This is a genomic window from Corynebacterium tardum, from assembly GCF_046717785.1.
Taxonomy (GTDB): domain Bacteria; phylum Actinomycetota; class Actinomycetes; order Mycobacteriales; family Mycobacteriaceae; genus Corynebacterium.
The window spans coordinates 2,197,218-2,219,167 of the sequence record NZ_CP177104.1; the positions used below are offsets into that span (position 1 = coordinate 2,197,218).

21 protein-coding genes and 1 tRNA gene are annotated in these 21,950 nt (G+C 64.8%); 6 read left to right on the forward strand and 16 right to left on the reverse strand.

The features are described 5' to 3' along the window. Positions 1 to 31 precede the first annotated feature (31 nt). Complete coding sequence (locus ACLI1P_RS10620; protein WP_296133029.1) at positions 32 to 1,951, forward strand: solute carrier family 23 protein; 1,920 nt, start codon at positions 32 to 34, stop codon at positions 1,949 to 1,951. A 13-nt stretch (positions 1,952 to 1,964) separates the two neighbouring features. Here the strand turns inward: ACLI1P_RS10620 and ACLI1P_RS10625 are convergent, their stop codons facing one another. The 3 genes from ACLI1P_RS10625 to ACLI1P_RS10635 form a co-directional block, all read right to left on the reverse strand. Continuing rightward, positions 1,965 to 2,570, reverse strand: a complete 606-nt coding sequence (locus tag ACLI1P_RS10625; RefSeq protein ID WP_408929515.1) for a hypothetical protein — start codon at positions 2,568 to 2,570, stop codon at positions 1,965 to 1,967. A 67-nt stretch (positions 2,571 to 2,637) separates the two neighbouring features. Beyond that, positions 2,638 to 3,024, reverse strand: a complete 387-nt coding sequence (locus ACLI1P_RS10630; RefSeq protein WP_408929516.1) for a DUF3817 domain-containing protein — start codon at positions 3,022 to 3,024, stop codon at positions 2,638 to 2,640. Continuing rightward, positions 3,024 to 3,443: a hypothetical protein gene (locus ACLI1P_RS10635; protein WP_408931001.1), complete on the reverse strand. Its 420-nt coding sequence runs from the start codon at positions 3,441 to 3,443 to the stop codon at positions 3,024 to 3,026. The genes ACLI1P_RS10630 and ACLI1P_RS10635 overlap by 1 nt, the downstream gene beginning before the upstream one ends. A gap of 149 nt (positions 3,444 to 3,592) precedes the next feature. Between ACLI1P_RS10635 and ACLI1P_RS10640 the strand changes: the two genes are divergently transcribed. Next, positions 3,593 to 3,674, forward strand: a tRNA-Leu gene (locus ACLI1P_RS10640). Positions 3,675 to 3,994: 320 nt separating this feature from the next. On the opposite strand, the gene rdgB is transcribed toward ACLI1P_RS10640, so the two are convergent. From rdgB to clpS, 8 genes are all read right to left on the reverse strand, one after another. Next, entirely contained in the window at positions 3,995 to 4,606 is a 612-nt protein-coding gene (gene rdgB / locus ACLI1P_RS10645) for an RdgB/HAM1 family non-canonical purine NTP pyrophosphatase (RefSeq protein WP_296133032.1), read from the reverse strand. After that, entirely contained in the window at positions 4,600 to 5,328 is a 729-nt protein-coding gene (gene rph / locus ACLI1P_RS10650) for a ribonuclease PH (RefSeq protein WP_296133033.1), read from the reverse strand. Before rph ends, rdgB begins: the two co-directional genes overlap by 7 nt. 23 nt (positions 5,329 to 5,351) lie before the next feature. Continuing rightward, positions 5,352 to 6,119, reverse strand: a complete 768-nt coding sequence (locus ACLI1P_RS10655) for an MBL fold metallo-hydrolase (protein WP_408929517.1) — start codon at positions 6,117 to 6,119, stop codon at positions 5,352 to 5,354. A 66-nt stretch (positions 6,120 to 6,185) separates the two neighbouring features. Beyond that, the gene (gene murI, locus ACLI1P_RS10660) at positions 6,186 to 6,962 is read right to left on the reverse strand and encodes a glutamate racemase (protein ID WP_408929518.1); all 777 of its coding nucleotides are present in this window, start codon (positions 6,960 to 6,962) and stop codon (positions 6,186 to 6,188) included. Further along, positions 6,962 to 7,663, reverse strand: a complete 702-nt coding sequence (locus ACLI1P_RS10665; RefSeq protein WP_408929519.1) for a rhomboid family intramembrane serine protease — start codon at positions 7,661 to 7,663, stop codon at positions 6,962 to 6,964. Before ACLI1P_RS10665 ends, murI begins: the two co-directional genes overlap by 1 nt. Positions 7,664 to 7,676: 13 nt before the next feature. After that, positions 7,677 to 8,651 (reverse strand): P1 family peptidase, encoded by a 975-nt coding sequence (locus ACLI1P_RS10670; RefSeq protein WP_408929520.1) that lies wholly within the window; start codon positions 8,649 to 8,651, stop codon positions 7,677 to 7,679. An 8-nt stretch (positions 8,652 to 8,659) separates the two neighbouring features. Further along, a complete protein-coding gene (locus ACLI1P_RS10675; RefSeq protein WP_411708831.1) occupies positions 8,660 to 9,196 on the reverse strand; it encodes a DUF2017 domain-containing protein in 537 nt (178 codons plus the stop codon). Between the two features lie 11 nt (positions 9,197 to 9,207). After that, positions 9,208 to 9,543 (reverse strand): ATP-dependent Clp protease adapter ClpS, encoded by a 336-nt coding sequence (gene clpS, locus ACLI1P_RS10680; protein ID WP_408929522.1) that lies wholly within the window; start codon positions 9,541 to 9,543, stop codon positions 9,208 to 9,210. Positions 9,544 to 9,646: 103 nt separating this feature from the next. Here clpS and ACLI1P_RS10685 point away from each other — a divergent pair, with 103 nt between their 5' ends. From ACLI1P_RS10685 to ACLI1P_RS10695, 3 genes are read left to right on the forward strand one after another with little or no spacing between them, the layout of a single operon-like run. Next, positions 9,647 to 10,219, forward strand: coding sequence for a hypothetical protein (locus ACLI1P_RS10685; protein ID WP_411708832.1), 573 nt, complete (start codon positions 9,647 to 9,649; stop codon positions 10,217 to 10,219). Between the two features lie 42 nt (positions 10,220 to 10,261). Continuing rightward, on the forward strand, positions 10,262 to 11,608 hold the full coding sequence (locus tag ACLI1P_RS10690) for a nicotinate phosphoribosyltransferase (RefSeq protein ID WP_408929524.1): 1,347 nt from the start codon (positions 10,262 to 10,264) through the stop codon (positions 11,606 to 11,608). 20 nt (positions 11,609 to 11,628) lie between these two features. Next, positions 11,629 to 13,617 (forward strand): ATP-dependent DNA helicase, encoded by a 1,989-nt coding sequence (locus ACLI1P_RS10695; protein WP_411709719.1) that lies wholly within the window; start codon positions 11,629 to 11,631, stop codon positions 13,615 to 13,617. Positions 13,618 to 13,630: 13 nt separating this feature from the next. Here ACLI1P_RS10695 and ACLI1P_RS10700 read toward each other — a convergent pair whose 3' ends face one another. The 4 genes from ACLI1P_RS10700 to nrdF form a co-directional block, all read right to left on the reverse strand. Next, positions 13,631 to 14,374: a peptidyl-tRNA hydrolase gene (locus ACLI1P_RS10700; RefSeq protein WP_296135008.1), complete on the reverse strand. Its 744-nt coding sequence runs from the start codon at positions 14,372 to 14,374 to the stop codon at positions 13,631 to 13,633. After that, on the reverse strand, positions 14,367 to 15,575 hold the full coding sequence (gene serB, locus ACLI1P_RS10705) for a phosphoserine phosphatase SerB (protein ID WP_411708833.1): 1,209 nt from the start codon (positions 15,573 to 15,575) through the stop codon (positions 14,367 to 14,369). Before serB ends, ACLI1P_RS10700 begins: the two co-directional genes overlap by 8 nt. Positions 15,576 to 15,719: 144 nt before the next feature. Then, on the reverse strand, positions 15,720 to 17,426 hold the full coding sequence (gene ctaD / locus ACLI1P_RS10710) for a cytochrome c oxidase subunit I (protein WP_408929527.1): 1,707 nt from the start codon (positions 17,424 to 17,426) through the stop codon (positions 15,720 to 15,722). Between the two features lie 409 nt (positions 17,427 to 17,835). Continuing rightward, a complete protein-coding gene (nrdF, locus tag ACLI1P_RS10715) occupies positions 17,836 to 18,825 on the reverse strand; it encodes a class 1b ribonucleoside-diphosphate reductase subunit beta (protein ID WP_296134706.1) in 990 nt (329 codons plus the stop codon). 167 nt (positions 18,826 to 18,992) lie between these two features. Here nrdF and ACLI1P_RS10720 point away from each other — a divergent pair, with 167 nt between their 5' ends. Then, complete coding sequence (locus ACLI1P_RS10720; protein WP_296134707.1) at positions 18,993 to 19,715, forward strand: FadR/GntR family transcriptional regulator; 723 nt, start codon at positions 18,993 to 18,995, stop codon at positions 19,713 to 19,715. Here ACLI1P_RS10720 and nrdE read toward each other — a convergent pair. Further along, on the reverse strand, positions 19,712 to 21,874 hold the full coding sequence (gene nrdE, locus ACLI1P_RS10725) for a class 1b ribonucleoside-diphosphate reductase subunit alpha (protein WP_411708834.1): 2,163 nt from the start codon (positions 21,872 to 21,874) through the stop codon (positions 19,712 to 19,714). The genes ACLI1P_RS10720 and nrdE overlap by 4 nt on opposite strands. Positions 21,875 to 21,950 lie beyond the last annotated feature (76 nt).

Genomic DNA, 21,950 nt, shown 5'->3' on the forward strand with positions numbered 1-21,950 from the left:
TCTTCTGCCCTGTCCCAAGGAGCTTGCCCGCGTGTCTGACACCGCCGCCGTACCTCACTCCCCACGTCCCACACACCCCGTTGATTCGGTCCCGCCCGCCCCGAAACTGGCCGCGCTCGGCCTCCAGCACGTGCTTGCGTTCTACGCCGGCGCGGTCATCGTCCCGCTGCTCATCGCCGGCTCCCTGGGCCTCGATGAGGCCACGACGATTCACCTCATCAACGCCGACCTGCTCACCTGTGGCCTGGCCACGTTGATCCAATCGGTGGGCGTCGGCAAGCACATTGGCGTTCGCCTGCCCATCATCCAGGGCGTGACCACCACCGCGGTGAGCCCGATTATCGCCATCGGCCTCAGCGCCGAGGACCAGGCCCTGCCTACCATCTACGGCGCCATCATCGCCTCCGGTATCTTCACCTTCCTCGCCGCCCCCGTCTTCGGGCGCGTACTCAAGTACTTCCCTCCCATCGTCACCGGCACAGTGCTGCTGGTCATGGGCACGTCCCTGCTGGCGGTCTCCGCCAATGACTTCGTCAACTATGCCGAGGCCACACCCACCGCGCGGGACCTCGCCTACGGATTCGGCACGTTGGCCATCATCATCGTGGTCCAGCGCTTCTTCCGCGGCTTCCTGGGCACCCTGTCCGTGCTCCTGGGCCTCGTCATCGGCACGGGCGTGGCGCTGGTGCTGGGGGATACTTCGTTCAACGGCGTCAGCGACGCCGACGCTATCGGCATGACCACCCCGTTCTACTTCGGCGCCCCGCGCTTCGACATCATGGCGATTCTGTCCCTCATCATCGTCATGATCATCACCATGGTGGAAACCACCGGTGACGTCTTCGCGACGGGCGAAATTGTGAAGAAGCGCATCAAGCGCGACGACGTGGTGCGCGCCATCCGCGCCGACGGCCTGTCCACCATGCTCGGCGGCATCATGAACTCCTTCCCCTATACCTGCTTTGCGCAAAACGTTGGTTTGGTCCGCCTCACCGGCGTGAAGTCGCGCTGGGTGGCCGCTTCCGCCGCCGGCTTCATGGTCATCCTCGGTCTGCTGCCTAAGGCCGCAGCCATCGTGGCCGCCATCCCCTCTCCTGTGCTCGGCGGCGCCTCCCTGGCGTTGTTTGCCAACGTGGCGTGGGCGGGCCTGCAGACCATTGCCAAGGAGAACATCGCCGACGGCCGCAACGCCGCCATCGTCACCACCGCCCTGGGACTGGCCATGCTGGTGACCTTCAAGCCGGACGTGGCCGCGGCCTTCCCGGAGTGGGCGCAGATTTTCGTCTCCTCCGGCATGTCCATTGGCGCGATTACCGCCATCCTGCTCAACCTGCTCTTCTTCCACGTGGGCACGCAGTCCGAGGATGACGTCAGCCGCATCGACGGCGCGGGGGTCTCCCTCAGCGAGCTCAACGCGATGGACCGCGAGGGCTTCGTCGCCGCCCTGCGCCCGCTGTTCAACAACGAGACCTGGCCGCTGAAGGCCGCGTGGGAGTCCCGCCCGTTCGCCGACGTCAGCCAGCTGCGTGAGGCCATCCAGGTGGCCGTGCTCACCGCCCCGGCCGAACAGCGCCGCGCCCTCATCCACGACTACCCGGCGATGGATGAGCTGCTGCTTGCCGACGTTGACACGGCGGCCACCATCTCCGCCGATCGCGGCTCGCTCGCGCTCGATGACTTGGACGATGTGCAAACGGAGCAGCTGGTCGACGTTGCCCGGGCCTACCGCGAGCGCTTCGACATGCCGTTCGTGGCCTACCTGGACACTAACGATTCCGCCGACCGTGTCATCGACGCCGGCGTGCGCCGCCTGTCCAACTCCGACGAGCTGGAGCAGCGCGTCATCTTAAGCGAAATCATCGAGATTGCCAACGACCGCTTCGACATCCTGCTAGCGGATGCCAACCCGGTGCGCGCGTACTGGGACCGCAAGTTCACCGAGGTGGAGTAACCGCCCTCAGGGCCTAGTGAAACTCCAAGGTGACCTGGGCTTCCGGGTCCACTCCGCGAATGATGCCCTCGTAGAAGGAACGGGCTTGGTCCTGCAGTAGCTCGCGGTTGTCGTTGATGTCCTCGCGCTTCTTGTCCGCACTGAGGACATCGGAGACGGTCGAGGCCGCATCCAGCGGCTGCGTGGTCCAGCTCAGCACGCCGTTATCCTCCACCGCGGTCTTGAACTCCTCATCCGTGTGGCCGATGAAAATGAACTGCGGGATCTCGACGGTATAGGCGTGCTCGCCGGACTCGGTGACGCGGACGTCCTTTCCTTCAATACCCAGCTTGGCCTTGTAGGAGTACTGCACAAACTGGGTGCGGTCGGTCCACGGGACGCGCACGCCCATGACCTCGCCGGCGGAAGACTTCTCCGCCAGGCCCTGAATGCCCAGGCTGAGGAGCACGACCTGCTCCTCGCGCTGCACGGCGTTGATAACCTGCGTGTTGGTGGATTCCACAGGGGCGCTGTAGATATCGTCCGACGAACGCAGGGCGTAGACGCCCAAGGCCGCGCAGGCCAACGACAACAGCACGACGACGGCGATAAGCGTAGTGCTGACTTTGCGAGGAGACATGACTATAGAGCCCCTTTCACGGCACGAAAAGACGCTGTCTAGCGTAGCGCGTGCCGCGTGTCCCTGGCTAAAGCTGGAACTGCTCCTTGAGCTCCGCGCGGCGCTTGTGCTCCATCCAGAAAGACAAGAACGGCACCACGCCGGCCAGGGCAGTGGTGATCAGCTTGCTCACCGGCCACAGCGCGCGCGGGCCCAGGATGAGGATGGATAGCAGGTAGATCATGTAGGCCACGCCGTGCGCCTGGGCCACCAGGGTTGCCCAGGACGGCATCTCCATGCCGACTCCGTACTGCAGGATCATGCGGGCGACGAGCACCAGCAGGAAGATACCGGTCACCGTGGCCGCGATGGAGAAAAACTTCAGCGGGCCGCGGATGCGGTCCTTACGGGCAGGGTGAATGCCCTTGGTCTGCTGCGCGGACTCGGTAAAGGGGGAATTCGCGGAGTTGCTCATTAGTTCTCCTCTTCTGTGCCGCGACGGCGGCGTTGGGTGTTCATAGCGTTGAAGGTCTCGACGTCGATCTGCGGGCGCGGGGGCAGGAAGTCCTCGTCGATCTTGGTGACCGGCTGGCGTTTCTCGGCCTGTGCGCTCTTGCCGCTGCCCGTGGCGCGCTGCGGCGCCTGGTAGTGGCCGGGCTCTGTGCCCTGCTCAAGGGCTTCATTCTCGGCGTCGATGCGCTCGTTCTCGTAGCGCATCGCCGTGCGGTAGGCGTAGACGACGAATACCGCGAACAGCGGCCACTGGAAGGCATAGCCCAAGTTCTGGAAGGTTCCCGAGCCGGAGCGGAAGCGCGTCCACTGCCAGTAGGCAAGGAACAAGAAGAGCACAACGAAGAAGGCGATGAGAACGATGTGCCACCATCGGACCTTCATCTTCTTTTTCGGCGTTAGGTTGTTGCTCACGGTACAACAGCCTACCCACCAGCCCCGCAAAAGTGGATTTCCGTCCGTGCCCTGCCGCCCTGTAAGCTGGTCCCCGTTGCCGCAGACGCATTCGCGTCGTGCGCGGCAGCACATAGTTTGCGCCCGTGGCGGAATTGGCAGACGCGCTAGATTTAGGTTCTAGTGTCTTATGACGTGTGAGTTCAAGTCTCACCGGGCGCACAATTTCAAACCCCGCGCGAGTTTTCCGTGCGGGGTTTTCTTTACCCCAGCCCTGCCCCCAAATGGTTTTAGTCATTTGGTTCCCCTCATCGGGCTCCTCTGGGGGCAAAGAAACCAGCTGAAGCACCGCAGAAGGTTCGTTTGAGGGCAGGAGAACCATTTGAGTAGAACCATGTGCGGAAGGGACCAAAGTTAAGGGACCACCTGCGATTCAGCTTCTGCATTTCCCTAGGTGGTCTTCGCAGAATGTGTGCAGATGGTCCTTCTTAACCAGCCCCGCTAGCGGATGCCGGGGCTTGCGGTCATGGCCCGGCGGATGCTTAGGCTTGGCCGGCAAGCGCCGCCAAAGGCTCGCGCAGCTGCGCCAGGGCGCGGCCGCGGTGCGAGACCGCGTTCTTTTCCTCAGGGGACATCTCCGCAGCGGAGCGCTGCTCGCCCTCCGGCTGGAAGAGCGGGTCGTAGCCGAAGCCGTTCTCACCCTGCGGCGCGGTCAGCAGGACCCCGGGCCAGCGGCCCTCCACCACGTGCTCCTGCCCATCGGGGGTCACGAGCGCGCACACGGAGACGAAGGCCGCCGCGCGGCGCTGCGCCGGCACGTGGGACATCTGCCCCAGCAACAGGCGGTTGTTCGCCTCATCGTCGCCGTGGCCGCCCGACCAACGCGCAGAGAGCACGCCGGGCATGCCGTTGAGCTCTTCCACGGCCAGGCCGGAATCATCCGCAATCGTGGCCAGGCCAGTGTGCTGGACCCCGGCGCGGGCCTTGATGAGCGCGTTATCGGCAAAGGTGCGCCCGTCCTCGATCGGCTCCGGGTAGGCCTCCACCGCGGACAGCGGCAGCAGCTCGATGCCTTCAATCCCGGCATCGGCCAGGATGCGCTCCAGCTCAGCGAGCTTCTTCGAGTTATTCGACGCGACGAGAAGTTTTACCATCCCAGGGCCGCCTTTTGAACGTCGATAAGCTGGGCACAGCCCTCCTGCGCCACGTCCAGCATGTCATTGAGCTCCGCACGACCGAAGAGACCGTGCTCCCCGGTGCCCTGAATCTCCACGAAGTCTCCGCCTTCCTGCATCACCACGTTGAGGTCCACCTCCGCGCGGGAGTCCTCCTCGTAGGGCAGGTCCAGGCACACGTGGCCGTCGATGATGCCAACGGACACCGCCGCGATGGGATCCAGCAGCGGCTCGCCCGGAACCACGCCCTCCTCCTTGAGGTGCGCGATCGCATCGGCAAGCGCAACATAGGCGCCGGTAATCGACGCCGTGCGGGTGCCACCATCGGCCTGCAGCACATCGCAGTCCAGCTGGATGGTGTTCTCCCCCAGCTCCTCCAAATCCACCGCGGCGCGCAGGGAGCGGCCCACCAGGCGCGAGATCTCGTGGGTGCGTCCCTTGACCTTGCCCTTCATGGACTCGCGCGGCATGCGGTCGTGGGTGGCGGACGGGAGCATCGCGTACTCCGCGGTCAGCCAGCCCTCCCCGGAATCCTTCTTAAAACGCGGCACGCCAAACTCCACGGAGGCGGTGCACATCACGCGGGTATTGCCGAACTCCACCAGCACCGACCCAGCCGGGTTGGTGGTGAAGTTGCGGGTAATGCGGACGCTGCGGAGCTGGTCGAGCGCGCGACCATCGGCACGAGTGAAATCAGTCATGCCCCCTACCCTACCGTGGGCAGCTACAGCTCAAACTCCATCCCGGCGGCACCCAGGACAACCTCGCCGTCGAACTCGCGGGCCGCGGCCGCGAACGTGGCCGCCGCGTCACCCCACGGCTGCAGGTGGATGAGCACCAGCTTCTTCACCCCGGCCTCGCGGGCCAGGCGCCCGGCCTCCGCCCCGGACATGTGCATGTTCGGGGCCTTGCCCTCAGAGGTCTCGCCCCACGCGGCCTCGCACAGGAAGACGTCGGCGCCCCGTGCGGCTTCAACAAGCGCGGGTGCGTAGGCCGAATCCCCCGAGTAGCACAGCGTGGCGCCGCCCTTGGCCTGCTCCATGCGCAGGGCGTAGGCCTCCACCGGGTGAACCACGCGGTAGGGGGTGATGTAGACGTCATCGACCAACTGGCGCTCACGGTCCACCCAGGGGCTAAACGCAAACGTATCGCTCATATCATCCACACCCCCCGGATCATCCGAGGACAACCGCCCCAGGTGGGACTCCGTGCGCTGCGGGCCCAGGCAGAAATTGCGGGCCGGCGCTGGCGCGGTGGGGTGAAAGCGGCGCCATACCATCAGGGAGGGAAAGTCTAGGCAGTGGTCCGCATGCAGGTGCGTAAACACCACGTGGGCATCGCACGGATCCTGATGCTCTTGCAGGCGCGCGAGGGTGCCGGGCCCCAAATCCATGATGATGGACGGGGCAGAGTCAAAGGACACGAGGTAGCCAGAGGCCGGATTGCCCACGGTGGGCACCGAGCCGGAACAGCCAAGGATGGTCAACTTCATGCGTTCAATCGTTCCACGAAACTATAAGGCGTGCTGGATGTACAACGATTGTACATCCCCCGCAGGTTAAATCTTCGGCCCCAGAAAGCGCGCGGCTAAACGGGAAAACGCCTCGTGATCACCGGTGCTTTCGAAGGTGCGCACGGGGGTGTGCCCGGCCGGCGCCAGCATCTCGGTGTTGGTGAGGATGCGCATGACGTCCTTCGCCGTCTCCTCCGCGGACGAGACCAGGGTGACGTTGTCCCCCATAGCCAACTGGATTACGCCGGTGAGCAAGGGATAGTGCGTGCAGCCCAGCACCAGCGTATCCACCCCTTCGGCCTGCAGAGGGGCGAGATAGTTTTCGGCCACACCCAGAATCTGGCGGCCCGCGGTGATCCCGCGCTCCACAAAGCCCACGAAGTCCGGGCAGGCCACCGCATGCGCCTGAACGTTCGGGTTGACGGCAAAGAGGTCCTGGTAGGCGCCCGACTTCACGGTTCCTTCCGTGCCGATGACGCCAATCTTGCCGTTACGCGTCGTGGCAATCGCGCGACGCACGGCTGGGCGGATGACTTCCACGACGGGGATGTCGTAGCGCTCGCGGGCGTCGTGCAAAAACGCCGCCGTGGCAGTGTTGCACCCAATGACGAGTATCTTGCAGCCGCGGTCTACTAGTTCATCGGCGATGGCCGTGGACAGCTCACGGACCTGGGCAATGGGCCGCGGGCCGTACGGCGCGTGCGCCGTATCGCCGATATAGGAAATGGATTCGTTCGGCAGCTGCTCGATGATGGTGCGGGCCACGGTGAGCCCGCCCACGCCTGAGTCAAAAATTCCGATGGGTGCGCTAGCGTCCGGCATCAGTACCGCGCCGCCTGGGACGTCGTACGCACGCTCCGAATCGGGTCATCGGAGGTAATCACCATGCCCGCTACGACGCCGCCGATGGCGCCGAACAGGTGGCCCTGCCAGCTGACCCCCTCGTAGATTGGCAGCACGCCCCAGATCAGCCCGGAGTAGGCGAATCCCAGGACGAGGCCGGTGATGAACTGAATCAGCGAGCGGTTAAAAATGCCGCGCACGATGAGGTACGTCAGCCAACCATAGATCAGCCCGGAGGCGCCGATATGGGAGGTGCCCGGACCGCCAAGCAGCCACGTACCCACGCCCGCGATGAGCACCACGATGATGGTGACCTCCCACCACGCCTTGCGCCCCGACAAACCGATGAGGAAACAGAAGACCGCTCCGGGCACCGAGTTGCCGATGAGATGTTCAAAGTTGGCGTGCAGCAACGGCGCGGTGAAAATTCCCCAGATTCCGTTGAAGTCCAACGGGTGAATACCGAACTGGCCCAAGTCGTTGCCGAAGAGGACAGCATTAACAATCTGGATAATCCACTCGATGGCCAGGAAGCCCACGGTCAGCGCGGTGGCCGTCCGCAGGCGCCCGCCGCGGGTGTAGTTCCTGGAATCGCCCTTATTCACCGGTGCGTTCGCGGGGCGCCCCGTGCCGAAATCCGCGGGGGTCGAGCCCTGCCTATACGGTCCACTCGTTGTCATAATGCCTCCCACATTAGCAAGGCAGCAGTGCGGAGTACGTTTCCAAGCCCAGCCCCGGGGAGGCGCTGACTACGGCGTCCACGATGGCGGACTCGACGGCATCCGCGGCCGCGGCGCTGAGCCGGGCGAGGTCCTCGGGGCCGAGTACTGGTGCGGGGTTAGGCGCTGAACTTGTTACTGGGCTTGTCACAGGGCTTGACGACGCCGCGAAGAGCGTGTCCCCATCCAGCGGCGAGTGGGATGGGCGCACCGCCCGCGCGATGCCATCGTGGCCGGCCAGGGCGAGGCGCTTGGCCTGGGCTTTGCTCACCGGGGCGTCGGTCAGCACTGCACCGATCGTGGTGTTGAGGTGCGCGTCCGCCAGGCTGCGGGCTGCGGCGAAGCGATCAACGTCGACCGCTGGGCGCTCCGGGGCGCCGAACAGCCGGCCCGTGCGGGCATCAATGACTTGGCCCACGGGGTTTGCCACCACCACCGCGGCCACGGTGTACGGCGCGGCATCAACCAGCGCGCTGCCGACCCCACCGCGGATCTTGCCTGCGCACGCGCCAACGCCGGCGCCAATGCTTCCCGACGTCGCATCGTGCCCCGCCAGAGCACTCGCCAGGGCGGCGGCGCCATCGGCAGCCGTCGGGCGCTGTGGCCCGGCGAGCAGGTCAAAGATGACCGCGCCCGGCACGATGGGCACCCGCGGGCCCGGAACCTCGTCTCCGAAGACGGGGAATCCGATACCGGCCTCTTCCAAACCGCGCATCACGCCATCGGCTGCCGCCAGCCCGAAGGCCGAGCCGCCTGCGAGGACCAAGGCGTGGACGCGCTCGACGGTATTGTGCGGCTCGAGCAGATCCGTCTCCCGGGTGCCGGGGCCGCCGCCGCGCACGTCGACGCTAGCCACCGCGCCCTGCTCGCCGCAGAAAATGACGGTCACGCCGGTATCGTGCCCGGTGGCGTGACCAACGGAGAATCCCAGCTCAGAGATATCGCGCACGGAGGGCACTACTCCATGAGCGCGGTGAGCAGCGAATCCTGGCAGAAAGCCAGCCACTCCACCAGGGCATCGCGGTTGTCCTGCGCGTCCGGCTCCGGGGTTTCCCCCGAGGCCACATAGAGGCGCAGATCATTGAGCCCCGCCAGGAAAGCGTGGGCCTCGTCCTCACTCAATGCCACCTCGACCCCGCCGGTGGGGCCGAGTGCGGTGTTCATCACCTGGAGGTTCTCCAGCTTGGCCCGGGCAATATCCGTTTCGTGCAAGGAGCGCAGGAGCGAATTATCGCCCTCGTACTCCTCATCCCCTGGCTTCTCAAAGTCCGGGAACAGACGAGCCAGAGAGGGATCCTCCGGGGCCTCGGTGTGGCCGGTGGGCATGTCCAGCATGTCCGCCAGCTCATCCTTTGGTGCGGACTGGGCGCGCGCGATGATGGCCTCCGAGACCGTGGAGGTGAGATCCCCCAGGACCTCTCGCTCCATCGGCTCAAAGACAGCGGTGAACTTGGCCCCTCGCATGAGGGACTTTTTCTTCTTCCAAGCCTGCATACGTCGTGTGCCTATCCCGCCTGCTGCATCGTTGCCCACAGGCCGGCGATCTGCAGCTTCTTCACGTCGGCCTCAATCTTGTCGCGCTCCCCGGAGGACACCGCGGCCTTGCCTTCGGTGTGCACCTGCATCATGAGCTCGTTGGCGCGCTTTTTGTCGTAGCCCAGCACGGTCTGGAACACGTAGGACACGTAGCTCATGAGGTTGACGGGATCATCCCACACGATGCACATCCACGGCAGGTTTTCGCTGGTGGCGACATCAACCTCAATGGCCTCATCCAGCTCCGGGGTGGCCATGGGCGAGCTCATCGTCACGCCCGCGGACGGAATTTGGTGTGCAATCATGTTCTCTAGCCTAGCTAGGCTAGCCAGAAATTTCTGCGTCGCATGCGGCTATACTGTCTGGCACATCCCCTCCTTTCTTGATTCCCGTTTCCAGGTGGCCTCGATGAATTCCTCTTTCCTTCCTGACGCGGTGGCAGACTTCTTGGCCGGCCGCGCGCCGGTATCGGAGGACTTGATCCAGCTTATGCAGCGCGTTGTCACGGTAGTGGCCATCGTGGGCACCCTGGTGGCGGCGATTATAAGCCTCAGCTCGCCCTCCACAGGCGGCAGCTCCCAAGACACCCCGGCGCCGCGCACGTGCGACTACGAGCTGCCAGATCGCTCGGTGCAGCGCGAACTCGAGCGGACCCAGACCGACCTCATGGAGGCGCTCAACGCGTGGCGCGCCGAAGACCAGCAAGCGCCCCTGCTGCCGTGGATCGACCGTCAAACCGCGGCCCGGGAGAAGGCCGAGTGCAATGCGGTTACCCATTCCGAGGAGCCTGCCGAAGAAAACATTCAGATGGTCCAGCACCATCTTCCCGTGGACCAGGCCAGTGCGTACGACTTCGTGGAGGCCTTCCGCTCCTCCCCCGCACACGTCAATGCGCTGCGGGATCGGCGCATGACCACCGCTGCCGTGGGCGTGGCCTACAGCGACGGCCAGGTCTGGGTAGTCATCCAGCTAGAGGAATAGGTATTCCTGAATTTTCCGTGGTGGCGAAGTAGCATCTGGTATGTGACTGACACCGCGAACCACGCAGCCGCCAACGTTCCCACGGATCGTTCGACCGCGCTGCTTACTGACAAATACGAACTCACCATGCTGCAGGCCGCGCTGCGGGACGGATCCGCACACCGCCAGGTAGCCTGCGAGGTGTTCGCCCGCCGCCTGCCCAACGAGCGCCGCTACGGCGTGGTCGCTGGCATCGACCGCGTGCTCCGCGCCGTGCGCGACTTCCGGTTCACCGCCCACCAGTTGGCGGAGATGGACTTCCTGGATGAGCAGACTAAGGAGTACCTGGCCAACTACCGCTTCTCCGGCCAGATCGATGGCTACCGGGAGGGAGAAATCTACTTCCCCTACTCCCCGCTGCTCACGGTGCGCGGCACCTTCGGCGAATGCCTCATCCTGGAAACGGTCATCCTCTCCATCATGAACGCCGACTCCGCGGTCGCTTCTGCGGCTTCCCGCATGGTGGTGGCTGCGGACGGTCGCCCCATCATCGAGATGGGGTCGCGCCGCGCCCACGAGTACGCCGCCGTCACCGCCGCCCGCGCTGCCTACCTGGCGGGTTTCCAGGCCACCTCCAACCTGGAGGCGGGCTACCGCTACGACATCCCGGTCTCCGGCACCGCCGCGCACGCGTGGACCCTGGCGCACGTCAACGAGGACGGAACCCCGAACGAGGAGGCGGCCTTCCGCAGCCAGATCGAGACCTTGGGCGTGGACACGACCCTGCTGGTGGATACCTACGACATCACCAAGGGCGTAGAGACGGCTGTCAAGGTCGCCGGCCCGGAGCTCGGCGGCGTCCGCATCGACTCGGGCGACTTGGGCGCGGTCACTCGTCGCGTGCGCAAGCAGCTCGATGACCTGGGCAACCACAACACGAAGATCGTCGTCTCCTCCGACCTCGACGAGTTTGCCATCGCCGGCCTGCGCGGCGACCCGGTCGACGTGTACGGCGTGGGCACCTCCGTGGTCACCGGCTCCGGCGCGCCGACGGCCAGCATGGTCTACAAGGTGGTCGAGGTAGAAGGCCATCCGGTGGCCAAGCGCTCCTCCTCCAAGAAGTCCCAAGGCGGGGCGAAGCGCTCGCTGCGCACCTACCGCTCCACCGGGGTGGCCGTCGAAGAGCTCGTGCTGCCAATCGACGCCGCGGACCCAGACACCGGCACCCTCAGCACGCGGGAGATGACGGTGCCGCTGATGCGCGACGGCAACATCGTGGACAACCTTCCCTCCCTCCACGAATCCCGCGACTACCTGGCCCAGGCCATCACCACCCTGCCGTGGGAGGGCCTAGCGTTGACCCGCGACGAACCTGCGGTGCCTACCCGTTTCGTCGGCTTCTCCCAGTAGCGCATCCGGGGGCGGCTAGACTGTCTCGCGTGAGTGACGAGCAGCCCCTGAACCAATCCACGCACGAGCTTCTCGCCGCCGCCGTCGACTCCCTCGGCGGCGCCCGGCGCGACGGCCAGGTACGCATGGCCACAGCGGTCACCGCGGCGCTGGAAAAGGAGCGCCACCTCGCGGTGCAGGCAGGCACGGGCACGGGTAAGTCCCTGGCCTACCTGGTGCCCGCCTTCCGTCACGCCCAGGCCACCGGGCATACCGTCATCGTCTCTACAGCAACCCTGGCCCTGCAGCGCCAGCTGGTGGAGCGCGACTTGCCGCGGCTTGCCGAAGCCTTAGAGCCCCTCCTCGAGCACAAGCCCACCTTCGCCATCATGAAGGGGCGCTCCAACTACGTCTGCCTCAACAAGGTGGCCCAGGCCTCCGAGCTGGAGAGCGAAGACGCCCTGCTGGATGAGCACGAGGTTTCCCGCCTCGGCCGCCACGTGCAGCGTATCTACGAGTGGACGGAGGACACCGAAACCGGCGACCGCGAGGATCTGGAGCCAGGCGTGCCGGACCTGGCGTGGCGCCAGGTATCCGTGACCTCGGCGGAGTGTTTGGGAGCCACGCGCTGCCCGCACGGCGAGGGCTGCTTTGCTGAACAAGCGCGTCAGCGCGCTGCAGACGTCGACGTGGTGGTGACGAACCATGCCCTGCTGGCTATCGACGCGGTGGCGGACATCAATATCCTGCCCGAGCACGAGGTGGTGATCATCGATGAGGCCCACGAACTGGACGGGCGCATCACCTCCGTATCCACCGCCGAGCTCACCGGCCGCGCGCTCAAGATGGCGGCCAACCGCGTCAAGGCGCTCGGCGCCAACGGCAAGGAGCAGCGCCTCAGCGAGCAGGCGGCGGAACTCACCCAACTGCTGGGCGAATTCTCCCCGGGCCGCTGGACCGACCTGCCGGAGGAAGCCAAGCAGCAGCTCATGGGCCTTGCGGACACGTTGGGCAGCTGCCGCGAGACCATCGCCCGCGCCCCCGAGGGCGAACAGGCGAGCGACCCGGAGAAGTCCGCCGAGCGCCAGAACCTGGCTAATCACCTGGCCACCATGGTGGAGGCCATCGCCCGCATCCTCGACGTGTTTGCTACGGGGGATCCCGCGGCCCACGCGGACGTGGTCTGGCTGGAGCGCGACGAGCGCACGAACACCGACACGCTGGCCGTTGCTCCCCTCTCCATTGCTGGGATGCTGCACGAGAAGTTGTTCGGGGAGCAGACCGTGGTGCTCACCTCCGCCACCCTGGCGCTGGGCGGGCGCTTCGACGCCATGGCCGCCCAGTGGGGCCTGCCGAAGGGCACGTGGGACTCCCTGGACGTGGGCTATCCCTTCGACCCGGCCCGCAGCGGCATCCTCTATACCGCCACGCACCTGCCGCAGCCGGGCCGCGATGGGCTCCCGGCGGAGACCGTCCAGGAAATTCGGGAGCTGATCATGGCCGCCGGGGGGCGCACCCTGGGCCTGTTTTCCTCCCGCCGGGCCGCGCAGCAGGCCGCCGAGGAGCTCAAGCCGCTGATTCCCTTCGACATCTTCCTCCAGGGCGAGGACTCCATCGGGGCGCTGGTGGACAAATTCACCAAGAACGAGAACTCCTGCCTCTTCGGCACGCTGAGCCTGTGGCAGGGCGTCGACGTGCCCGGCCCCTCGTGTTCGCTGGTGCTCATCGACCGCATCCCCTTCCCCCGCCCGGATAACCCGCTCATGCAGGCGCGCACCGAGGCCGCGAAGGCCGCCGGGCGCAACGGCTTCATGGAAGTCTCCGCCACGCATGCGGCGCTACTCATGGCGCAGGGAGCCGGCCGCCTGCTGCGCTCCACCAGCGACCGCGGCGTGGTTGCCGTGCTGGATAACCGCCTCGAGACCAAGCGCTACGGCTCCTACCTGCGGGCATCCATGCCGCAGATGTGGCCGACGACTGACCCGGCCGTGGTGCGGGGAGCGCTCAAGCGGCTGGTCGACGCCCGCTAGGGCCCAAGACCGCTTAAGGCTTCTCGGGCCTCTCAGGCCTCCGCAGAGCGCAGACGGTGGCGGAATCAGGCGCGACTTCGGTGAACCCAGCGTCGCGCACCACCACCGCCCCGGGGCGCGCGCGGGCGGCGGCGAAGTTCTCCGCCGAGACCTCGCGCACCGACAGCGGGAAGTCGCGTGCTGCCCACTCCTCGACCTCGTCGGCGCTCATCGCCGCAGCCAACAGCATTGAGCCGTGACCCACCTGGGCTGCCGCCTTGCCCGCGCTCATGGCGAGGGAGGCGTCGACGTAGATCACGGGGACGTCGGCACGCGCCGGCCCCGGGGAATCCATGGGCAGGTCCGTGTTCCCAATCTGCAGTTTGGCGATGAGCGAATCGACCTCACTGACCGCCGACGGCACAAACGCGCGTGCGCGGTCCGCCACCGTCGCCCCGGGCAATGCCTGCACGTCGCGCCAGGCCTTGTTGCGCGCCCGGCGAGCCACCTTGCGGATGCGGTGGCCGTACCACTGACCCAGCGCCGCAGCAAAAGCTCCGTCCTGGCCCGCTCGGTCATCCAGACAGACCTTAACCACCGCGCGTGCCGCGGCCTCCAGCACCTCCGTGCGCGCCGGCGGCTCCTGCTTGGGAAGGTGCAGGGCGATCTGCATGGCCTGCACGGTCTCTGGCCGGTTCGGATCCTCGGGATCATCGCGCCAGCTGCGCTCGCTGCACGCCTCTACCAACCGGCGGTGGGCCTCTAGGAGGTTACTCACTGAGAACCTCCTCCATGGGGATGCCCAGAATCTGCAGAATTTCGTCCATGTAGGGGTAGTTCACGGAGGTATCGGCGACCTCCCGCAGCGCGGGCTTGGCGTTGAAGGCAATGCCCAGGCCGGCGGCGGAAATCATGTCGATGTCGTTGGCGCCATCCCCCACCGCAACGGTCTGTGACATGCGCAGACCCGAATCCGCAGCGAACTCGCGGAGGAAGCGCTCCTTTGCCTTACGGTCCACCACGTCACCTATAACCTGGCCGGTGAGCTTGCCGTCCTCGATCTCCAGCGTGTTGGCCCGCACGTAGTCCAGGTCGAGCTCGCGAGCCAAGTCCTCCAGCACCTGAATGAAGCCGCCGGAAACGACCGCCACGCGGTAACCCATGCGCTTGAGCGTGCGGATGGTGGTGCGCACGCCCGGGGTGAGCTGAATATCCACCGCGGTCTCCGCAATGATTGACTCTGGCAGCCCGGCCAGGACGCCCACGCGCTGGCGTAGAGATTCCTCAAAGTCGATCTCACCGCGCATCGCGCGCGCGGTGATCTCGGCGACTTCCTCCTCCTTGCCGGCATGCGCGGCGAGCATCTCGATGACCTCGCCGGTGATCAGCGTGGAGTCGCAGTCGAAGCAGATCAGCCGCTTGGAGCGGCGCTGCAGGCCCGCGCGCTCAATGGCGATGTCCACCCCCTGCTCGGTGGCCAGGCGGGCCAGGGCCGCGCGAACCGCATCGCAGTTATCGCCGACAGTAATAAACAGCTCAAGGCCGTTAAGCGGGGATGTCGACAGCCCGCGAATGCGGTCAATGTTCGCGTCGTAGTTGGCCAGCTCCCGAGCCACCGCGGACATGTGGCTGGCGTTGAGGTGGCGGCCCAGCACCACGACCACGTGGGTGGAGCGCGGGCGGGAGGTCGTCTCCTTCTCGCACGGGGAGACCGTCACGTGCTGGGCGTAGATGCTCAGCGTGTTGCGCAGCCCCTTCTCCATGGCCTCCAGGCGGGCGGCGTCGACGCGAATGTATGCGGACAGGGAGAAGCGCCCGGAGAAGATGGCCTGTTCAACGTCGACAAGCTCAACGTTGTAGGAGCCCAGCACGCGGAAGAACGCCGCGGACACTCCAGGCCGGTCGGGACCCGAGGTGGTCACGACGGCGAAGGCGGTGCCGGGCTTCGGGTGTTCATTCTGAATATCCACGGCGTTCATTATCGCACGCAGGGACCGACCAGAGCCAAGGCACGTCTCAACGCCAAACGCCGCCTCCCCATCATCGCGAGTGGATGACAGGGAGGCGGCGGTTCAGGAGGTCTCGCTATCAGTGGGCGAGACGAGCCACGAAACTAGCGGGGCTTAGTGGGCCTGCTTGGCGTGGCCGTAGTGAGCCTCTTCGCGCATGCGCTTGACCATGTGCGGGTAGTGCAGCTCGAAGGCCGGGCGCTCAGAACGGATGCGCGGCAGGGAGACGAAGTTGTGGCGCGGCGGCGGGCAGGAGGTAGCCCACTCGAGGGAGTTGCCGTAGCCCCACGGATCGTCCACGGTGACGATCTCGCCGTAGCGCCAAGACTTGAAGACATTCCACACCAGCGGGATAACGGACGCACCGAGGACGAAGGAGAAGATGGTGGAAATCTGGTTGTAGACCGTGAAACCATCGGACGCCAGGTAGTCGGCGTAGCGACGCGGCATACCCATGTTGCCCACCCAGTGCTGAACCAGGAAGGTGCCGTGGAAGCCAATGAAGGTCAGCCAGAAGTGAATCTTGCCCAGACGCTCATCCAGCATGCGGCCGGTCATCTTCGGGAACCAGAAGTACAGGCCGGCGAAGGCGGAGAAGACCACGGTACCGAACAGGGTGTAGTGGAAGTGCGCGATGAGGAAGTAGGACTCCGCGAGGTGGAAGTCCAGCGCCGGGGAGGCCAGCATGACGCCGGTCATACCGCCGAAGAGGAAGGTGGACAGGAAGCCCATAGCCCAAATCATCGGGGTGTCCCAGGTGATGTGGCCCTTCCACATGGTGCCGACCCAGTTGAAGAACTTCACGCCGGTCGGCACGGCGATGAGGAAGGTCATGAAGGAGAAGAACGGCAGCAGGATGGCGCCGGTCACGAACAGGTGGTGTGCCCACACAGCCATGGACAGGGAGCCAATCGCCAGGACGGCGAAGACCAGGCCGATGTAGCCGAAGACCGGCTTGCGGGAGAAGACCGGGACGACCTCAGAGATAACGCCGAAGAACGGCAGTGCGAGGACGTAGACCTCCGGGTGGCCGAAGAACCAGAACAGGTGCTGCCACAGGATGGCGCCGCCGTTCGCGGAATCGTAGATGTGGCCGCCGAGCTTGCGGTCGTAGAGAACGCCCAATGCTGCAGCGGTCAGCAGCGGGAAGATCATCAGAACGATGACGGAGGCGGTGAACACACACCAGGTGAAGACCGGCAGACGAAACATGGTCATGCCCGGAGCACGCAGGGTCAGGATGGTGGTGATCATGTTGACCGCGGAGGCAATGGTGCCGACACCGGTGGCGCCGACGCCGACGATCCACATGTCCGCGCCGATGCCCGGGGTGTGGACGGAGTCAGCCAGCGGGACGTACATGGTCCAGCCGAAGTCAGCCGCACCACCCGGGGTGACGAAGCCGAGCAGCATGACGATGCCGCCGGTCAGGGTGATCCAGAAGCCGAAGGCGTTCAGACGCGGGAAGGCCACGTCGGGGGCGCCAATCTGCAGCGGCAGGATGTAGTTGGAAAAGCCCCACACAACCGGCGTTGCAAACAGCAGCAGCATCACGGTGCCGTGCATGGTGAACAGCTGGTTGAACTGCTCGTTGGACAGGAACTGCAGACCCGGGGTGAACAACTCAGCACGGATCAGCAGGGCCATGAAGCCACCGAGGAAGAAGAAGCTGAAGGACATGATCAAGTACATGATGCCCAGCTGCTTGTGGTCGGTGGTGGTCAGTAGAACCCAAGCCTTGGAACCGGTCTTGCCGTTGCCGGTCGGCTCAGGGCGTGTGGGCGCGACGTAATCGTCGAGCCGTGGCGCCACAGCGGTCATAAAATCCTCCTGAAGAACAAGTGCTTCGCCTCCCCACCAGCAGCGCGAATGCCCGCGCCACCGACAGAACGGTGAAACACCTAGGTTTACTCGCCTTATATTAGGGCACCTAGCAGACAAATTTCCAGCGCTCTTCCATCTTCCGCCAATCTTGTTGACCCCGCCCACAGCTGAACCACGCGCTGAACTCCCAGCACGCGGGCCGCCCGCGCGGCCACGCTGCACCCATACCGCACAACCCCCAGCGCAACGCGGTGATCCAGAACACAGCGACGGGGGTTACCCTCGCTCAAAACGCCGAAAACGCACCCCCTGAAAGAATCAACCTTTCGGATGATCTCAGGGGGTGCGTCAGGAGGGGCGCCGACAAGCGCCGCCCCGTCACCACAGTGACAGGAGTGAAAACTGTTTAGAAATCCCAGTCGTCGTCCGTGGTCTCCTCCGCCTTACCAATGACGTAGGAGGAGCCGGAGCCGGAAAAGAAGTCGTGGTTTTCATCGGCGTTCGGGGACAGCGAGGAAAGGATGGCCGGGGACACGCGCGTCTCATCGGCCGGGAAAAGCCCCTCGAAGCCCAGGTTGTTCAGCGCCTTGTTGGCGTTGTAGCGCAGGAAGCGCTTCACGTCCTCGGTCCAGCCCAGGTCGTCGTATAGATCTTCGGTGTAGTCGATCTCGTTCTCGTAGAGTTCGTAGAGCAGCTCGAAGGTGTAGCCCTTGATGTCCTCCTGCTCCTCGGCGGAGAGCTGCTTGTAGCCCTGCTGGAACTTGTAGCCAATGTAGTAGCCGTGCACGGCCTCATCACGAATGATGAGGCGGATGATATCCGCGGTATTGGTCAGTTTCGCGCGGGAGGAGAAGTACATGGGCAGGTAGAAGCCAGAGTAGAAGAGGAAGGACTCCAGCAGCGTGGAGGCCACCTTCTTCTTCAGCGGGTTATCGCCTTGGTAGTACGACATCACAATCTTGGCCTTGCGCTGCAGGTTCTCATTCTCCTCAGACCAGCGGAAGGCATCGTTGATCATCGGGGTGGAGGCCAGCGTCATGAAGATGTTGGAGTACGACTTCGCGTGCACCGACTCCATGAACGCAATGTTGGTGTAGACGGCCTCCTCGTGGGGCGTCACGGCATCCGGCAGCAGCGAGACCGCGCCCACGGTGCCCTGGATGGTATCCAGCAGGGTAAGGCCGGCGAAGACGCGCATGGTCGTCTCCTGCTCCTTCTCCGTCAGCGTCTTCCAGCTGGGAATGTCATTCGACACCGGGACCTTCTCCGGAAGCCAGAAGTTACCGGTCAGGCGGTCCCACACCTCGGAATCCTTGTCATCCGGAACGGTGTTCCAGTTGATCGCCTTCACCGGCGCCTCGTGGCTGGCGATGTAGTCGTCGTAGTCGTGAGACACGCACGTCACCTCATCTTGCTAGTACGGGTTTGTTACCCCGCCATGGTACCAACTTAGCCCCCGCCGTGGGGCGACTCCCCACGCGTCCCCAGCCGGCGGCTGTGCGGATTTATACTGTCTTCTTATCTAGCCTGAGAGAGCACCAGCTTCACGGAGGTTTCGCCACCATGACTACCACGCAAGAGTCGTCCGCTCCCCTACTCAGCACGGTGCTCGATACCATCGGCGCAGAGATTGTTAGCGGCACCATCCCCGCCGGTGAGCGGTTCACGCTCAGTGACATCTGCACGCGCTTCGACATTTCCCGCACCGTTGCCCGCGAGGCCATGCGTGCGCTTGAACAGCTGGGCATGGTGGCGTCCTCGCGGCGGGTGGGCATTACGGTGCTGCCGCTGAGCGAGTGGGCCGTCTATGACTCCGCCATCATTAACTGGCGCTTGAGCTCGGAGAGGTCCCAGGAGGACCAGCGCGCCTCCCTCAACCAGCTGCGCTTGGCCATCGAACCCGTCGCCGCGGGACTGGCCGCCCAGCAGGCCTCCGCCGCGGAGAAGGCCGAAATCTTGGCGCTGGCGCAGCGCCTGCGCACGCTGGAGGTCACCCCCTCCCGCCGCGTGGGCGATGAACTCGCCACGGATCTGCGCTTTCACACGATGGTGCTGCACGCCTCCGGCAACGAGATGTTTGCGGCGCTCAGCCCGTTCTTGCTCTCCATGGTCCGCGGGCGCTCCGTCTTCGGCTCCGCCAAGCGCAACCCGACGTCGGGCACGGCCGACCTGCACCTCAACCTAGCGGACGCCATCAACGCGGGCGACGCCGCGGCGGCCGAGCAGATTTCCCGCACCATCTTAGGGCTGGCGCGCCACGACGCGCCGCAGTCCGACGAGCCTTAGAGCATGCAGGATACGCAGCCCTCAATCTCGGTGCCTTCCAGCGCCATCTGGCGCAAGCGGATGTAGTAGAGGGTCTTAATGCCCTTGCGCCACGCGTAAATCTGCGCGCGGTTGATATCGCGCGTGGTGGCGGTGTCCTTGAAGAAGAGCGTCAGCGACAGGCCCTGGTCCACGTACTTGGTGGCCGCGGCGTAGGTGTCGATGATCTTCTCGTAGCCGATCTCGTAGGAGTCCTTGAAGTACTCCAGGTTGTCATTGTCCATGTGCGGCGCCGGGTAGTAGACGCGGCCAATCTTGCCTTCCTTGCGGATCTCAATCTTGGAGGCGATCGGGTGGATGGAAGACGTGGAGTTGTTGATGTAGGAGATCGAACCCGTCGGCGGCACCGCCTGCAGGTTACGGTTGTACAGGCCGTGCTTGGCCACGTCGGCCTTGAGCGCTGCCCAGTCCTCCGCAGTCGGGGTGTGAATGGAGGACTCCGCGAAGAGCTCCTTGACCTTCTCTGTCTGCGGGGCGAACTCGGCCGGGTCGTAGCGGTCAAAGAACTCGCCGCTGGCATACTCGGACTCCGGGAACTCGGTGAAGTACTCCCCGCGCTCGCGGGCCAGCTTGTTGGAGGCGCGCAGGGCGGCGTACATGATGGCGGCGAAGTAGGCGTTGGTAAAGTCCAGGCCTTCCTCGGAGCCGTACTCGATGTGCTCGCGGCCCAGGTAGCCGTGGAGATTCATCTGGCCCAGGCCGATGGCGTGGGAATCATCGTTGCCCTTGCGCACGGACGGCACGGAGTTAATCGCGGTCTTGTCCGCCACGGCGGTCAGGCCGCGAATGGCGGTCTCCACGGTCAGCGCGAAGTCCGGGGAATCCATGGTGGCGGCAATGTTGAGGGAGCCCAGGTTGCAGGAGATGTCGCTGCCCAGGGTCTTGTAGGTCAAGTCGTCGTTCAGCTCGGAGGGAGCGTTGACCTGCAGGATCTCGGAGCACAGGTTGGACATGTTGATGCGGCCGGTCTTCACCGGGTTCGCGCGGTTCACGGTGTCCTCGAACATGATGTACGGGTAGCCGGACTCGAACTGCAGCTCCGCGATGGTCTGGAAGAACTGGCGCGCGTTGATCTTCTTCTTGCGGATGCGCGGCTCCTCCACCATCTCCTCGTAGTGCTCGGTCACGGAGATGTCGCCGAAGGCCTTGCCGTAGACGCGCTCGACATCGTACGGGCTGAACAGGTACATGTCGTCGTTGCGCTTGGCCAGCTCAAAGGTGATGTCCGGGATGACGATACCCAGGGACAGCGTCTTGATGCGGATCTTCTCGTCCGCGTTCTCGCGCTTGGTATCGAGGAAGCTCATGATGTCCGGGTGGTGCGCGTTGAGGTACACCGCGCCCGCGCCCTGACGAGCGCCCAGCTGGTTAGCGTAGGAGAAGGAATCCTCCAGCAGCTTCATCACGGGGATGACACCGGAGGACTGGTTCTCAATGTGCTTAATCGGCGCACCGGACTCGCGGATGTTGGACAGCAAAAGTGCCACGCCGCCGCCGCGCTTGGACAGCTGCAGGGCGGAGTTGATGGCGCGGCCGATGGACTCCATGTTGTCCTCGATGCGCAGCAGGAAGCAGGAGACCAGCTCGCCGCGCTGGGCCTTGCCGGCGTTGAGGAAGGTCGGGGTGGCCGGCTGGAAGCGGCCGGTCATGATCTCGTCCACGAGGTGCTCGGCCACGGCGGTATCGCCGTCCGCGAGGAAGAGCGCGGTCATGGCCACGCGGTCCTCGAAGCGCTCGAGGTAGCGGCGGCCGTCGAAAGTCTTCAGCGTGTAGGAGGTGTAGTACTTGTAGGCACCCAGGAAGGACTTGAAGCGGAACTTAAACGCGTAGGCGCGCTTGAACAGGGACTTGATGAAATCGAAGTCGTACTGCTGAACCAGCTCCGGCTCGTAGTACTTATTGTCCACCAGGTAGCGCATCTTTTCTTCCAGGTCGTGGAAGTAGACGGTGTTCTGGTTGACGTGCTGGAGGAAGAACTGGTTGGCGGCCTCGCGGTCCTTGTCGAACTGAATCTGACCATTCTCGTCATACAGATTGAGCAGCGCGTTAAGAGCGTGGTAATCCAACTGCTCGGCGGGCTTCACGGGTTCGGCGACAGTCTTACCCAGTTGCGTAGTCACGGCGTTCACGGGCCTTTCTTCTTGTACGGACGGTGCGGAGAGACGGGATATAAATAAGGAGAAGCGCTAGGCGCGG

Excerpts from the sequence above, each read along its gene's own strand:
- ACLI1P_RS10625 (WP_408929515.1), bottom strand. The coding sequence starts at position 2,570 with ATGTCTCCTCGCAAAGTCAGCACTACGCTTATCGCCGTCGTCGTGCTG.
- ACLI1P_RS10630 (WP_408929516.1), bottom strand. The coding sequence starts at position 3,024 with ATGAGCAACTCCGCGAATTCCCCCTTTACCGAGTCCGCGCAGCAGACC.
- ACLI1P_RS10635 (WP_408931001.1), bottom strand. The coding sequence starts at position 3,443 with ATGAAGGTCCGATGGTGGCACATCGTTCTCATCGCCTTCTTCGTTGTG.
- rdgB (WP_296133032.1), bottom strand. The coding sequence starts at position 4,606 with ATGGTAAAACTTCTCGTCGCGTCGAATAACTCGAAGAAGCTCGCTGAG.
- rph (WP_296133033.1), bottom strand. The coding sequence starts at position 5,328 with ATGACTGATTTCACTCGTGCCGATGGTCGCGCGCTCGACCAGCTCCGC.
- ACLI1P_RS10655 (WP_408929517.1), bottom strand. The coding sequence starts at position 6,119 with ATGAAGTTGACCATCCTTGGCTGTTCCGGCTCGGTGCCCACCGTGGGC.
- murI (WP_408929518.1), bottom strand. The coding sequence starts at position 6,962 with ATGCCGGACGCTAGCGCACCCATCGGAATTTTTGACTCAGGCGTGGGC.
- ACLI1P_RS10665 (WP_408929519.1), bottom strand. The coding sequence starts at position 7,663 with ATGACAACGAGTGGACCGTATAGGCAGGGCTCGACCCCCGCGGATTTC.
- ACLI1P_RS10675 (WP_411708831.1), bottom strand. The coding sequence starts at position 9,196 with ATGCAGGCTTGGAAGAAGAAAAAGTCCCTCATGCGAGGGGCCAAGTTC.
- clpS (WP_408929522.1), bottom strand. The coding sequence starts at position 9,543 with ATGATTGCACACCAAATTCCGTCCGCGGGCGTGACGATGAGCTCGCCC.
- ACLI1P_RS10685 (WP_411708832.1), top strand. The coding sequence starts at position 9,647 with ATGAATTCCTCTTTCCTTCCTGACGCGGTGGCAGACTTCTTGGCCGGC.
- serB (WP_411708833.1), bottom strand. The coding sequence starts at position 15,575 with ATGAACGCCGTGGATATTCAGAATGAACACCCGAAGCCCGGCACCGCC.
- ctaD (WP_408929527.1), bottom strand. The coding sequence starts at position 17,426 with ATGACCGCTGTGGCGCCACGGCTCGACGATTACGTCGCGCCCACACGC.
- ACLI1P_RS10720 (WP_296134707.1), top strand. The coding sequence starts at position 18,993 with ATGACTACCACGCAAGAGTCGTCCGCTCCCCTACTCAGCACGGTGCTC.